At 73.2% G+C, this 14082-nt stretch carries 12 protein-coding genes; 8 read left to right on the plus strand and 4 right to left on the minus strand.

Features of this window, described 5'->3' with window-relative positions; translation table 11 throughout:
• Positions 1-11: 11 nt before the first annotated feature.
• Both AB0I59_RS17945 and AB0I59_RS17950 read right to left on the minus strand, forming a co-directional pair.
• Positions 12-1778 (minus strand): ABC transporter ATP-binding protein, encoded by a 1767-nt coding sequence (locus AB0I59_RS17945; RefSeq protein ID WP_358133988.1) that lies wholly within the window; start codon positions 1776-1778, stop codon positions 12-14.
• A complete protein-coding gene (locus AB0I59_RS17950) occupies positions 1775-3481 on the minus strand; it encodes an ABC transporter transmembrane domain-containing protein (RefSeq protein WP_358133991.1) in 1707 nt (568 codons plus the stop codon). The genes AB0I59_RS17945 and AB0I59_RS17950 overlap by 4 nt, the downstream gene beginning before the upstream one ends.
• Positions 3482-3992: 511 nt before the next feature.
• On the opposite strand from AB0I59_RS17950, the gene AB0I59_RS17955 reads away from it, so the two are divergent.
• The 3 genes from AB0I59_RS17955 (at position 3993) to hisG (ending at position 6232) form a co-directional block, all read left to right on the plus strand.
• Positions 3993-4970, plus strand: coding sequence for an acetylxylan esterase (locus tag AB0I59_RS17955; protein ID WP_358133994.1), 978 nt, complete (start codon positions 3993-3995; stop codon positions 4968-4970).
• An 81-nt stretch (positions 4971-5051) separates the two neighbouring features.
• The gene (locus AB0I59_RS17960; RefSeq protein WP_061255594.1) at positions 5052-5315 is read left to right on the plus strand and encodes a phosphoribosyl-ATP diphosphatase; all 264 of its coding nucleotides are present in this window, start codon (positions 5052-5054) and stop codon (positions 5313-5315) included.
• 71 nt (positions 5316-5386) lie between these two features.
• On the plus strand, positions 5387-6232 hold the full coding sequence (gene hisG / locus AB0I59_RS17965; RefSeq protein ID WP_061255595.1) for an ATP phosphoribosyltransferase: 846 nt from the start codon (positions 5387-5389) through the stop codon (positions 6230-6232).
• Positions 6233-6405: 173 nt separating this feature from the next.
• On the opposite strand, the gene AB0I59_RS17970 is transcribed toward hisG, so the two are convergent.
• A complete protein-coding gene (locus tag AB0I59_RS17970) occupies positions 6406-8040 on the minus strand; it encodes a serine/threonine-protein kinase (RefSeq protein WP_358133998.1) in 1635 nt (544 codons plus the stop codon).
• 164 nt (positions 8041-8204) lie between these two features.
• On the opposite strand from AB0I59_RS17970, the gene AB0I59_RS17975 reads away from it, so the two are divergent.
• From AB0I59_RS17975 to AB0I59_RS17990, 4 genes are read left to right on the plus strand one after another with little or no spacing between them, the layout of a single operon-like run.
• Positions 8205-9089, plus strand: coding sequence for an ABC transporter ATP-binding protein (locus AB0I59_RS17975; RefSeq protein ID WP_061255597.1), 885 nt, complete (start codon positions 8205-8207; stop codon positions 9087-9089).
• A complete protein-coding gene (locus AB0I59_RS17980; RefSeq protein ID WP_358134001.1) occupies positions 9089-9826 on the plus strand; it encodes an ABC transporter permease in 738 nt (245 codons plus the stop codon). The genes AB0I59_RS17975 and AB0I59_RS17980 overlap by 1 nt, the downstream gene beginning before the upstream one ends.
• Entirely contained in the window at positions 9823-11016 is a 1194-nt protein-coding gene (locus AB0I59_RS17985) for a sensor histidine kinase (protein ID WP_358134004.1), read from the plus strand. Before AB0I59_RS17980 ends, AB0I59_RS17985 begins: the two co-directional genes overlap by 4 nt.
• Before the next feature lie 11 nt (positions 11017-11027).
• Positions 11028-11633 (plus strand): response regulator transcription factor, encoded by a 606-nt coding sequence (locus tag AB0I59_RS17990; RefSeq protein ID WP_358134007.1) that lies wholly within the window; start codon positions 11028-11030, stop codon positions 11631-11633.
• Between the two features lie 78 nt (positions 11634-11711).
• Here AB0I59_RS17990 and AB0I59_RS17995 read toward each other — a convergent pair whose 3' ends face one another.
• Complete coding sequence (locus tag AB0I59_RS17995) at positions 11712-12911, minus strand: EAL domain-containing protein (protein WP_358134011.1); 1200 nt, start codon at positions 12909-12911, stop codon at positions 11712-11714.
• 159 nt (positions 12912-13070) lie between these two features.
• Here AB0I59_RS17995 and AB0I59_RS18000 point away from each other — a divergent pair, with 159 nt between their 5' ends.
• Positions 13071-13868 (plus strand): acVLRF1 family peptidyl-tRNA hydrolase, encoded by a 798-nt coding sequence (locus AB0I59_RS18000; RefSeq protein WP_358134014.1) that lies wholly within the window; start codon positions 13071-13073, stop codon positions 13866-13868.
• Positions 13869-14082 lie beyond the last annotated feature (214 nt).

The following is a 14082-nucleotide window of genomic DNA, read 5'->3' on the forward strand; positions in this document are numbered from 1 at the left end:
GGACGACAGGCTCAGTCGCCGTGCCAGGAGCGCCAGAGGACGGCGTAGGTCCCGCCCGCGGATACCAGGTCGTCATGGGGGCCGAGTTCGGTGATCACACCGGCGTCCATCACCGCGACCCGGTCGGCGTCGTGCGCCGTGTGGAGCCGGTGCGCGATGGCGATCACGGTGCGCCCGTCCAGGACGGCGGCAAGGGCGCGTTCGGTGTCACGGGCGGTCGCCGGGTCCAGCAGGGCGGTGGCCTCGTCGAGAACCAGGGTGTGCGGGTCCGCCAGCACCACCCTGGCGAGGGCGAGTTGCTGGGCCTGGGCGCCGTCCAACCGGTGCGCGGCTTCCCCTAGGTCGGTGTCGAGGCCGTCCGGCAGCTCGTCGGCCCAGCGGGCGCCGACGGTGGCGAGCGCGGCGCGCAGCCGGTCGTCGTCCGCGTCCGGCGCGGCGATCAGCAGGTTGTCGCGCAGCGTGTCCTGGAAGACGTGATGCTCCTGGGTGACCAGCACCACCTGGCGGCGCAGACGCTCCGGCGGCAGATCGGCGATCGGTACCCCGCCGACCGTCACCGATCCGGAGCCCGGCCGGTCGATCCCGGCCAGCAGCCGCCCGAGGGTCGACTTGCCGGCACCCGACGGTCCCACGAGGGCGATCCGCTCCCCCTGCCGTACCTGAAGGTCGACGCCGTGCAGCACGTCGGCGTGGCCGGCGTAGTGGTAGCGGACGCCCGACACGCTGATCCGGTCGTCGGCGGGTTCGGCGGGTTCGGCGGGTTCGGCGGGTTCGGCGGGTTCGGCGGTGGTGGGTTCGGCGGCCAGGCCCTCCACCCGGGCATAGGAGGCGCCGCTGGACTGCAGTTGCTCGGCCCACTTCAGGATGGTGTCGATGGGCGCGTCCAGTTGGCGCAGGTAGGCCGAGGCGGCGACGACCGCGCCGAGCGTGACGGCGTGCTGGGCGTAGAGCACGCCGCCGATCAGCAGGACGCCGACCACGGGCAGGGCGTAGGAGACGTCGACGGCGGGGAAGAGGACCGTGCGCAGCCACAGGGTGCGCAGCCGGGCGCGCCGGACGGTGGCGATGGCCTCCTCGGCGGCCTGGTGGCGGCGCTGCTGAAGGCCGAGCGCCTCCATGGTCCGGGCTCCGGCGGCGGTGGTGGCGATCACTTCCGCGAGCGCCGAGGTGGCCTCGCCCTCGGCGAGGTAGGCGGTCCGAGCGCGGCGCAGGTACCAGCGCAGGGCCGGCCCGAGGACCAGCAGGCAGGCGAGGCCGGACAGGCCCAGCAGCGGGTCGAGGAAGAGTACCGCCACGACGACGAACAGCGCCTGCATGACGGCGATGAACACCTCGGGCACCGCGTCGCGCAGCGTGGAGGCGATGATGTCGACGTCATTGGTGCCACGGACGCTCAGGTCGCCGGTGACGGAGTGCTCTGCGGTGCCGGCGGGCAGCGCGAGCACCCGGCCGAGGAACCGCTCGCGGACCCGGGAGGCGGCACGCTCGCCGAACCGGGTCCCGAGCAGCAGGGCGTACCGGGACAGCAGGATCTGGCCGATCGTCGCGGCGACGATGATCAGAGCCAGCCGGTCGACGGTGGCCAGGGCGGCCTGGCCGTGCGACGTCCTGACGGTGTCCACGATGGTTCCGAGCAGCCATGGACCGACGAGCCCGACGGCCGCCGCGAGCAGGTTGAGGACCAGGACGGCGATGATCGTCCGGTTGTCCGCGCGGAGTTCGGCCCAGGCGGCCCGGCGTACCTCGGCACGTCCGGCGACGGGCAGCGGTCGGGTCATCGGTGAGCCTCCTCGGCCGCGTCGGTGTCACGGGACACCAGAGCCCGGTAGCCGGGCGCGTTCTCCAGCAGTTCGCGGTGGGTGCCGGTGGCCGCGACCCGTCCGTCGACAAGGTGCACCACCACGTCCGCCTGTTCCAGCACGAAGGGCGAGGTGCTGGTGACGACGGTGGTCAGGCCGGCGCGCGCGGTACGCAGCCGGGCGGCCATCACGGCCTCCGTGTGGGCGTCGACCGCCGAGGTCGGTTCGACGGCCAGCAGCACCTCCGGGCCGGCGCACAGCGCCCGGGCGAGCCGGAGCCGCTGGCGTTGTCCCCCGGACAGGCTCAGGCCCCGGGCGGCGACGACCGAGTCGAGGCCGTCGGGCAGCGCGTCCACGATGTCCGCGGCGGCCGCCGCGTGGATCGCGGCCCGCACGGCCGAGTCCTCGGGGTGGCCCCTGCCGCTCACCACCTCGCGGACGGTTCCGGCGAACAGATCGGCGTCGTTGTCCGCGACCAGGATGCGCTCGCGGACCTGGGCCAGGGGGACCGCGTCCAGCCGCACGCCGCCCCAGAGGACATCGGAGTCCTCGAACCGGCCGAGGCGCTCGACCACAGCCGCGGCGTCCGCGGGGCGCGCGCCGGTGAGCACAATGAACAGGCCCGGCGGCACCTCGACGCCGGAGGCGGGATCGTGGAGCACGGCCGGGCCCGCGGGCGCGTCCGCGGTGGTGGCGGGGCCCGTCCGGCCGGGTGCCAGAGCGAGGAATCCGGTGACGCGCCGGGCGGCGACCACTCCGCGGGCCAGGTCGGAGCCACCCATGATGAGGACGGTCATCGGAATGGCCAGCATCGCGACGTACCCATAGGCCGCGACCAGATCGCCGATGGTGAGCGATCCCTCGGCGGCCATCCGGGCGCCGAGCCAGGTGACCAGCGCGAGGAAGAGCAGGGGCAGCCCGCCGCTGAGCGCGCCGACCCAGCTGGTGGCGGCGCCCACCCGGTAACCCTCCTGGCACAGCTCGCGCGAGCGCCGCCGGTAGCGGTCGGCGTGCATCTCCTTGCCGCCCAGACCGTTGAGCACCCGCAGGCCGGCCACCACGTCCACCAGCCTGGCGGTCAGCGCGCCCTGCCGCTCCCGGTAGTCGTCTCCGGCGCTCAGGACCCGGCTCAGCAGGGGCCCGATGACGACGGCGAGTAACGGCGCACCGGCGAGCACCACGAGGGCGAGCGTGAGGGAGATGTCGGCGAGCACGAATGCGACGACCACGTACCCGACGACGGCGCCGATCCCCGGACCGGCGAAGGACATCGCCTGGGAGATCGTCCGCGCGTCGCTCAGGCCGATCGCCACCACCTCACCGGTCGCGACCCGGCGGGGCAGCGTGCCGCCGAGCCGGAGCGCCTGGTCCATGATCGCTCGCACGGTACGGAACATCGCGTCCATCCGGACCTTCGTCGTCGTCCGGTGCTGTGCCATGCCCAGCAGGGCGCTCCCCACCCCCGCGGCCAGCATCGCGGCCGTCCAGCCCGTCAGCGCCCCGGAGTCGTGGGCGGCCAGGCCGTCGTCGACGGCACGGGAGAGCAGGTACGGCGGTAGGGCCATGGCGACCATCCACGCGCTGCTCAGCAGCGACCCGGTCAGGATGCGGCGCTTCTGGCGGATCGCCAGCCACAGGAGGAACCGCACCGGCCCTCGGATCTGCGCGTCAGGGGATGTCACCGGCGAATGTTAGTGGCGGGCGGAGGGATGATCAACGCGTTATGGCGCCCGCTCACGCTCCCGCCGGATGAGAGGATCGCCCCCCTGAGCCGCCCGGATCATGGACGCCCGCCCGACCCGCGCGGGCGTCGGCGTCCCCCGAAGACGGCGCCCGAAGACGGCGCCCGAAGACGGCCCTTGAAGACGGCGCGGCCGTTTCGAGGTGTCGTGGGCGTTCGCTTCCGTCGTCTCCGGATGGGATGGAGTCCCGGCACTCAACCGGGTAAGTTCCGAGCGTGTCCCCGAGCGGATCCCGGCACGGCCGACCATGCGGGCGCCGACGTCGCTCCTGCGGCGAAGTGGTCCTCGTCGCGTGCTCCCGCGTCTCTTAACCGGACCAGAACCATGCTCGGTCGTCGTTCCTGTACGGTTCCACGTCACCGGGATCACGCGCGACGCGCGCTCCCGGCATGGTCCGCGTCACCCGGGATCCCCACCCGTGTGCGCCTGTCGCAAGTCGTAAGGAGCCCCCTTGTTCGTCGACCTGCCGCTCGACCAGCTCCGTGCCTACCTGCCCGAACGCGGCGAGCCCGAGGACTTCGACGACTTCTGGGAGCGCACGCTGTCGGAGTCGCGGGCGCATGATCTGGCGGCGACCTTCACCCCGTACGACGCCCACCTCGCACGCGTGGACGTGTACGACGTGACCTTCGCGGGCTTCGGCGGGCATCCGATCAAGGGGTGGCTGCTCACCCCCGCGTCCCCGGAGGGGCCGCTGCCGTGCGTCGTCGAGTTCATCGGCTACAACGGCGGGCGCGGCCTGCCGCACGACTGGCTGCTGTGGCCCTCGGCGGGATACGCCGCCTTCGTGATGGACACGCGGGGCCAGGGCGGCGGGTGGCGGCAGGGCGACACACCCGATCCGGCCCCGGGGACCGGCCCCGAGACGGCGGGGAAGCTGACGCGTGGCGTGCTCGACCGCGACGACTACTACTACCGGCGCCTGTACACCGACGTCGTACGCGCCGTCGAGGCGGCGAGGGCGCATCCCGCCGTGGACGCGGAGCGGATCGCCGTCGCGGGCGGCAGCCAGGGCGGCGGCATGGCCCTGGCCGCGGCCGCGCTGGCCCCGCGAATCGGCGCGGACATCTCCTACGCCTTCGTCGACGTGCCGTTCATGTGCCACATCCGCCGCGCCGTGGAGATCACCGACGCTTTGCCGTACGGGGAGCTGAGCCGGTTCTGCGCGGTCAACCGGGACAGGGCCGAGGACGTCTTCGCCACTCTCGCCTACTTCGACGGGACGAACTTCGCGGCCAGGGCGACGGTGCCCGCCCGGTTCTCCGTCGGGCTGCGCGACGAGGTGACCCCGGCCTCGACCGTGTTCGCCGCCTACAATCACTACGCCGGTGCCAAGGACATCTCGATCTGGCCGTTCAACGGGCACGAGGGCGGCCAGTCCCTCCAGGCCCTGGAACACCTGAGGATCGCCAGAAAGATCTTCGGCTGACGCGGACGGGTGGCGCGATGCGGCTGGTCGTACGGACCGACTACGCTGGTTCCGCATCGCCCGACGACCCTGAAAGAGATCATGAAGACCTTCGAAGAGCTGTACGCCGAGCTGTCGGAGAAGGCGCGCACCCGGCCAGAGGGCTCGGGCACCGTGGCCGCGCTGGACGCCGGGGTCCATGCCATCGGTAAGAAGGTCGTCGAGGAGGCCGCCGAGAGCTGGATGGCGGCCGAGCACGAGTCCACGGATCGGGCGGCGGAGGAGATCTCCCAGCTGCTCTACCACGTGCAGGTCCTCATGCTGGCGCGCGGCATCGGGCTGGACGAGGTCTACAAGCATCTCTAGGCCGCCCACCGGGTGGCCTGAATGCGTTCCATGACCTCGTCATCCGCATCCCGAAGGGTTTCTGCCACACCATGTTGCGTCTCGCCGTACCGAACAAGGGCGCGCTCGCCGATGCCGCCCAGACCATCCTGAAAGAGGCCGGATACCGTCCGCGCAAGGACAGCAAGGAACTCGTGGTCATCGACCCCGAGAACTCCTGCGAGCTGTTCTTCCTGCGTCCCCGCGACATCGCCGTCTACGTGGGCGAGGGCACGCTCGACGCGGGCATCACCGGCCGCGACATGCTGTTCGACTCGGGCGCCCCGGCCGAGGAGGTCGTCCCGCTCGGCTTCGGCGGGTCCACGTTCCGCTTCGCCGCCCCCGCCGGGCGGTACGGCAGCGCCGCCGACCTGTCCGGTCTGCGGATCGCCACCTCCTACTCCGGCCTCCTCGGCAAATACCTCGCCGACGAGGGCATCGACGCCCGGGTGATCAAGCTCGACGGCGCCGTGGAGACGGCCATCCGGCTGGGCGTCGCGGACGCCGTCGCCGACGTCGTCGAGACCGGCACCACGCTCCGCAACGTCGGCCTGGAGGTCTTCGGCGAGCCCATCGCCCACTCCGAGGCCGTGCTCATCAAGCGGAGCGGCGCCCCGGAGACGAACGGCTTCCAGCAGCTCATCCGGCGGCTGCAGGGCGTCCTGGTCGCCCGCGACTACGTCATGATGGATTACGACATCCGCGCCGAGCGCATCGACGAGGCCATCGCGATCACGCCGGGCGTCGAGGGGCCGACGGTGTCCCCGCTGCACCGCGAGGGCTGGGTGGCGGTCCGCGCCATGGTGCCGCGCAAGGGCCACCAGCAGATCATGGACCAGCTCTGGGAGATCGGCGCGAAGGCCATCCTGGTCACCGCCATCTACGCCTGCCGTCTCTGACGATCCGGCGCCGCCGTGACGGTCCGGCCGCGCGCGCCTTCGTCCAGGGGGAGCGCGTGGCCGGGTTCACCATCGGGCGGATGGAACGTTTCCTGTTCACCGGGACCCGCGGCCCCGCCAGGTACGTCGTCCTCGGCGGCGCCCGCCGCTGAGCCCGTCCGGGCCGTCCGCGGTCAGCGCCTCGGGCCCGACAGGAGGCCGGACCGGTTCAGATAGTCGATCAACGGCCCGCTGGAGGCCAGCCGGCCCTTGCGCTGGGCCTTGCTCAGCGTCCTGCCGAGGTCCCGCAGTTTCTTCTGGACCTTCTTGGGCTCCCCGTCCGCGAGCTCCTCCCGGATCTCCTCGATCTCCTCGCGTACCTTCTCCGCCGTGTCGGAGTCGATGCCGTGCTGCCGCTCCTGGGCGGTCAGGGCGCTCTCCAGTCCGGCCAGCCACGCCTGAGGACCGCTCGCGGTCCTGCTCGGCGAGGGAGACGGCGCGGTCGGGGGGGTGGTGGACGGCGCGGCGGACGGCGTCGTGGACGGGCTCTGCCGGGTGGGGGAGGGCGTCGTGGCGGCCCCCGTACTCATCGCGGCGGGGGAGGCGCCGGGCGACGGCGTCGACGAGGGGGACACGAGCCACACCACCGCCACGACGGGGAGGACCGCGGCCGCCGCGATCATCGCGCCCTTGCGCCGGGACATCCCGCCACGCGTCGCCCGCCCACCCGGTCCCCCGTGTACGGAGGTCCCGTGTACGGAGGTCCCGTGTAAGGAAGGGGCGGACAGGGACGGCTGGTACGCGGTCGGCCCTCCATACGCGGTGGACCCGCCGGGTCCGGTCGGCCCTCCGTACGCGGTAGGCCCTCCATACCCGGTCGGTCCTCCGTACGTGGGAGGGGCGAGCGGGGACGCGGCCGGTGGCCAGGCGGTGGGCGGGACGCCGACGTCGTGCGACGCGGCGCCTCCCACGTCGAGCACCGCGGTGTCGCCCGCCCGCGCCGGGCGCGGGTCCACGCGCATCCGGGCGATCACCTCTCCGGCGGCAGGCCGGGCGCGGGGCTCCTTGTCCAGCAGCGCCAGCACCAGCGCCTCCAGTTCGACCGGAAGGTCGGGCCGGTAGCGGCGCAGCGGAGCCGGAGCCTGTTGGACGTGCTGGAAGACCAGCTCGGTCGAGCTCCCGGCGAACGGCGGGTGGCCGCACAGGAGCTCGTAGCACACGCAGCCGAGCGCGTACATGTCGCTGGCGGCGTCCCCGGGCCGGCCCATGATCTGCTCTGGGGACAGGTACGCCGCGGTGCCGACGATCATGCCGACGGCGGTCAGCCGGCCCGCCGCCTCGTCCGCCAGCCGGGCGATCCCGAAGTCGACCACCTTGAGCTGGCCGTCCTCGGTCAGGTGCAGGTTCGCGGGCTTGACGTCGCGGTGCACCACCCCGGCCCGGTGCGCGGCGTCCAGGCCGATCGCGGCCTGTGCCGCGAGACGGCGGACCTCGTCCACCCCGAGCGGCCCGCGCGCCGCCAGTTCCTCGGCCAGGCTCCGCCCGGAGAGCAACTCCATCACGAGGAACGGGCGCCCGCCCTGCTCGCCCACGTCGTACACGCTGACCACGTTGGGGTGCACCACCCGCGCGGCGGTGCGGGCCTCCTGGGCGAACCGCGCCCGCATCGACGGGTCGGACGCCTCGGCCGCGAAGATCTTGACCGCCACGGGCCAGTCGCGGTGCAGGTCGCGGCCGCGCCACACCTCGGCCATCCCGCCCCGGCCGATCAGCGCGTCCAGCCGGTAGCGGTCGCCGAGCACGGAGGTGTTCCCTGCCGAGCCGTTCACCGCGACCAGACTCCCAACAAATCACCGCCAAAGGATGCAAGACACCCTAACGGAGCGATCAAGGGCTCCGGCCCGGCGTCGCGCGGGAAGCCTGACAAATGTCACGGAGAAGGCCGGAGGTATGGAACTGCCGGTCCGCGCCGCGCGCCTCTAGCGTCGAGGACATGGACGCCATCTCCTTCTCCGGAGTCACCAGGACCTACGGGGACGTGCTCGCGGTCGACGGGCTGGACCTCGACATCCCGGCGGGCCGCACGGTCGCCCTGCTCGGACCGAACGGCGCCGGCAAATCCACCACGATCAACATGCTGCTCGGCCTGCTCCGCCCCACCAGCGGCGAGATCAAGGTCTTCGGCGACACCCCGTCGCGTGCCGTCGCGCGCGGCCGCGTCGGCGCGATGCTCCAGGAGGGCTCGCTGATCCCCGAGCTGACCGTCGCGGAGACCGTCGGATTCGTGCGCGGCCTCTACCCCGACCCCCTCCCCTTCGACGAGATCCTGCGCATGGCGGACCTCACCGACCTGGCCGGACGCCGGGCCGACCGGCTGTCCGGCGGGCAGACCCAGCGGGTGCGGTTCGCCCTGGCCGTCGCGGGCGCCCCCCGGCTCCTCGTGCTCGACGAGCCCACCGCCGCCATGGACGTCGAGTCGCGCCGCGCCTTCTGGGACTCCATGCGGACGTACGCGGCGCGCGGCCACACGGTCCTGTTCGCCACGCACTACCTGGAGGAGGCCGACCAGAACTCCGACCGGGTCGTCGTCATCGCACGCGGGCGGGTCGTCGCCGACGGCACGGCCGCCGAGATCAAGGCCGGGGCCGGTGGCCAGGCGGTGAGCTTCACGCTGGGCGCCCAGCCCGCCGCCGGCCTCGACGCGCTTCCCGGCGTCGTCGCGGTCGAGATAGCGTCGGGCCGCGCCGTACTCAGGACGAGCGACGCCGACGCCACCGTCGACGCGCTCTACCGAAAGACCACTCTCGACGTGCACGGGCTCCGGATCGACGGAGCCGATCTCGAAGACGCCTTCCTCGCACTCACCCAGGAGCCCTGATGCCGGAGCACGTCAAGATCGAGGCGCTGCGGATGCTGCGCAACAAGCGCTATGCCATCTTCGTCGTGGCGTTCCCCGTCGGCTTCTACCTGCTCTACGCCAACCTGTGGGGCGACCAGGTGGACGACACGACGGGACTGAAGGCCGGCGTCGTCCTCATGGTCTCCATGGCCGCCTACGGCGCGCTCGCGTCCTCGATGATGTCCACGGCGGTGCCCTGGGCGCAGGAACGCGAGAGCGGCTGGCTGCGCCAGCTCCAGATCACCCCGCTCCCCAGGTGGTCGATCGTCGTCACCAAGCTGATCGTCTCCCTGCTGCTCACGCTGCCCTCGCTCGTGCTCGTCGGCCTCGCGGCCGTGCTCACCCAGGGTGTCTCGCTCCCGCCGGGGCAGTGGGCCGGGCTGGTCCTCGCGATGTGGCTCGGTGTGATCCCGTTCGCCGCGCTCGGCCTGACGATCGGCTCGCTGGTACGGGCCGACACCGCCCAGCCGCTCGCCATGATCTGCATGTTCGGGCTCGCCCTGCTGGGCGGCCTCTGGTTCCCCATCGACATGATGCCCTCGGCCATGAAGGCGATCGCGCACGCGCTGCCGTCGTATGACTACGCCACCATCGGCTGGAACATCGTCGCGGGCCAGGCGCCCCCGGCCTCCGCGGTTCTCGGCATCCTCGGCTGGGGCGCCGTCCTGGCCGCCTTCGCGCTCTACACCTACCGGCGGGCGACCGTACGCGCATGACCGGGCGGCTGGACGGCGTCTTCACGTTCGGCGTGGAGAAGGGACGGGGATCACGCCTGCGGCGCCTGATGGGCGTCTCGTTCGGCTTCGTTTACCTCGTCTATCCGGTGTCCGACATCGTGACGGGAAAGGTGGGCGGAGCGGGGGCGGCCTGGCAGCTCGCCGCCCTCGCCGCGTTCGTGACCACCTACGTCGCCGCCGTCCTCAGCCCCGGGGACTACGGCGACCGCGGCAGGTGGACGGTCCCGCTGATGGCCGTGACCACCGCGATGGCGATCGTGTTCCCGCTCCTCTTCGGAGGCGGCTGGACGGCGCTGCCGATCTACGTCACCGTGATGCTCTCCATGGCGCTGCCGCTGCGCCCCGCCCTGGTCGCCATGGCCGTGATGGCCCTGGTCGTCCTCGTCGACAGCCGGCTCGCGGGCGCGGAAGCGGAGACGATCGTGCTGCTCCTCGTGCAGGTGTGGACGCTCGGGATCCTGTTCGCCAGCGTGCGGAACACCCGCATGCTGGTGCTCCGCCTCGAGGACGCGCAGCGGGAGGTGGCCCGGCTGGCGGCGGGGGAGGAGCGGCTCCGCATCGCGCGGGACCTGCACGACCTGCTCGGGCACAGCCTGTCGCTGATCGTGCTCAAGAGCGAGCTGGCCGGGCGGCTGGCCGAGCAGGGGTCGGACCGTACGGCCCGGGAGATCGCCGACATCGAGTCGGTGGCGCGGCAGGCGCTGGTCGAGGTGCGCGAGGCCGTCACCGGCTACCGCCGGCGGGGATTCTCCGAGGAACTCGACGGCGCCCGCGCGGCGCTCACCGCCGCCGGGCTGCGGGTGGCCGTCCGGATCTCCGGCACCCCGCTCCCGGACGGCCTGGACGGCCTCTTCGGCTGGGCCGTACGCGAGGCGGCCACCAACGTTGTACGGCATGCCCGCGCGACCCGCTGCGAGATCGGCGTGGCCCACGACGGCTCGGGCGCGGTCCTGGAGGTCGGGGACGACGGCGACGCGGGGCCGTACGAGCCGGGCAGCGGTCTGCGCGGCCTGGCGGAGCGGGTCCGCGCGGAGGGAGGCGTCATGGAGGCGGGGCCGGTCCCGAGCGGCTTCCGGTTGAGGATCACCGTGCCCGGCCCGGCCGCCGGTCCCGCGACGGCGGACCCTGGCGCCCCGGGCGGCCGGGACTCCGGCGTCCCGGCCGTCTAGGCTCGGGCGACATGATCCGCGTCATCCTGGCCGAGGACCAGGCGATGGTGAGAGGGGCCCTGGCGTCCCTGCTGGACCTGGAGCCGGACATCGAGGTCGTGGGGGAGGCCGCCACGGGCGAGGAGGCCGTCGCCGTCGTCGAGCGGGTCCGCCCCGACGTCGCCCTTCTGGACATCGAGATGCCCGGGATGGACGGCATCGCCGCCGCCGCGGAGATCCGCGACCGGGTGCCCGGATGCCGGGTGATGATCCTGACCACATTCGGCCGCCCGGGATACCTGCGCCGGGCGATGGAGGCCGGCGCCGCCGGGTTCCTGGTCAAGGACAGCCCCGCGCGCGATCTGGCGGTCGCGATCCGCCGCGTGCTGGGCGGCGAGCGGGTGATCGACCCCGGGCTGGCCGCCGCCGCGCTGAGCGCCGGGCCGAACCCCCTCTCGCAGCGGGAGCGCGACGTGCTGGCCGTGGCGGCGGACGGTGCGACGATCGCGGACATCGCCCGAGCGTTGCACCTGTCCGAGGGCACGGTGCGCAACTACCTCTCCTCGGCCATCCAGAAGACCGGCGCGCGCAACCGCATCGAGGCCGTGCAGCGGTCGCGACTGCAGGGCTGGCTCTGACCTGAGGTCCGCGCGCGGGGACCACACGATCGCACGGTCACACGGCTACGGCGGTCGCGCGGCCACGCGGCCACGCGGTCAGCGGGACGACGGGATGGTGGCGACGTGGCGGATCAGGTCGCCGACGCGGACGATGCCCATGCAGCGGCCGACCTCGTCGACCACCACCAGGTCGTCGTAGACGCGGGTCGCGTCCCGGCCCGCGAGCTGCATGGCGGCGATCGCCGGTGTGGTCCTGGGGACCGTCCTGGTGGTGTCGGCCAGGCGTCTGGCCGGTTTCTTGGCGTGCAGCGCGTGGCCGTACGCGCCGGCCATGAAGAGCAGGAAGCGGCTCCGGTCGACGCTGCCGACCGGCCGCTGGTACTCGTCCACCAGGATGACGCTGGTGATCGACGGCTCGGAGCCGAAGGCCGCGACGACGTCCTCCGCCGTCGCCTCGGAGGACAGCGTCACCGCCGGGAGCAGCAGCTCCTGGACTCGCGGCCCGAGCAGCGCGGCCACGGGCGTGGTGTCCGGGACAGGTAGCGGGACGTGCAGCTGGACCCGTCCGCTGGACGGCTTCCAGTCGATCGGCGCGAGCAGCGGGCCCTGGGCGAGCCGGATCCCCCATCCGCGCGTCGCCGCGAGCTGGGCCTCATCCCGCAGGCCGGGGGCGAGCACGTGCGCGCCGAGGGCGCGCGCCACCCCCACGAGCGACTCGGCGAGCGCGCTCCTGCGGGGATCGCGCGGCACCCGGTCCACGAGGTCGCGGGCCAGCACGATCACGTACGGCGACGCGTCGGCGAGCAGGTCGAGGGGCAGGTGCGCGCTGCCGAGCCCGCCGAAGGCGACGAGATATCCGGCGGCGCGCAGGCCGTCGATCCCGGCGAGGAGCGCCCTCCGGTCCGCCGCCGGGATCTCCCCCTCGATCACGAGGATCAGCTCGCGCGGCCGCCTGCCCGAGACGCGTACCGCCTCGTGCAGCGGGGCGAGGCCGCCGGACCCGCCGATCACCGAGCGGGCCGGGATCGGCAGCACGAGGGGGAGCAGGGCCTCCGCGCGTGACGCGGCGAGCAGGCCCCGCACGGTGCTGGAGACGTCGGACGGCGCGAGCCCGGGGACGTCGCCCGCCGCGACCTCGACGGCGATGACACCACCGGTGTCGAGGTCAACGATCGGCAGGAAGACCGGAGCGGGAGCGTGGCCGGGACCCGGGGGATCCGCGGCGAAGGAGCCGGACGCGGTGACGTCCGGGGCGGACTGGGCGAGCGGCGCCGCGAAGGGAAGAGGGACCGACACGGTTGAATTGTGCTGTTCCTCTATCGGTGACAGGAGTGACGCGAAACGAAGTTCACCGACTTTTCCCCTACCGTTCTGTCGGGATATATCACCCCTGGTCCGGCGGCCGTGACAGGGCCGGACACGGCGCGGCGCGGTCTCGGGATAGCCTCGGGTCCCATGACGGCACGACCGGCGGCGGGCGGGGGCAGATGGGTGACGGTCACCCCCGAACGCGTCGAGCGCTGGATAGAGGGCTTCACGGCCCGCCATGGCGCCGCCGAGGTGACGGCCACCCCCGATCTCGTACGGCTGACCGCGGCCGACGGGGCGGTGGCCGAATGCCACGTGCCGTTCCCGCCCCTGGCCGTCCAACCCGGCGGGCCCTCGGGACAGCCGTTCGGCGCGTCTCCCGGACAGCCGATCGCCGAGGCCCCCGGACACCCCCTCGGATCACCCCTCGAACTTCCGCTCGGACATCCACCCGACCGGTTCCTCGGGGTGAGCGACGCGGTGGCGGCGCTCGCCGCGCACGCGCGGCGCGACCGCCTGGTGGGCGTCCTCCTGGTACGGCTCGGCGGCTACGCCGCGGGCGTGTTCGACGGAGAGCGGCTGGTGGCCTCCAAGGTCGGCTCCCGGCAGGTCCACGGACGCAGCGCGGCGGGAGGGTGGTCCCAGCAGCGGTTCGCCCGGCGCAGGGAGAAGCAGTCCGGCGAGGCGCTGGGGGCGGCGGCCGAGGTCGCCGCGCGGGTGCTGCTGCCGTACGCGGGGGATCTGGAGGCCGTCCTGCTCGGCGGCGACCGGCGGGCGATCGACGGGGTACGCGGCGACCGGCGCCTGGCGCCGCTCCTCGCCCTCGAACGCGAGCCGTTCCTCACGGTCCCCGATCCCCGGCTCGCCGTGCTGCGGGAGACGCCGGGGCTGTTCCGCGCGGTCCGCGTCCGCGTCCTCGACCAGGGAGCGTCCGGCGGCGCGTAGCAGTGGCGTGACGCATCCACTGAACCGGTGCAGGCCCGGCGATGTCCTCCAACGCCGGGCGAACCGGGCTTCGCGGCCGTGAGACCGGAGGTCACCGGCGGACAGGCCGTACACTGGGCGGTATGCGCGCTCCCGATTGATCATCTCCCCGAGTTCGCGCGGATCCGTTCTCGCACTCGCCGGCCATCCGTGCGACCACGCGCCGGTCCTGACC

The organism is Microtetraspora glauca (assembly GCF_040656155.1).
GTDB classification, from domain to species: Bacteria; Actinomycetota; Actinomycetes; order Streptosporangiales; family Streptosporangiaceae; genus Microtetraspora; species Microtetraspora glauca.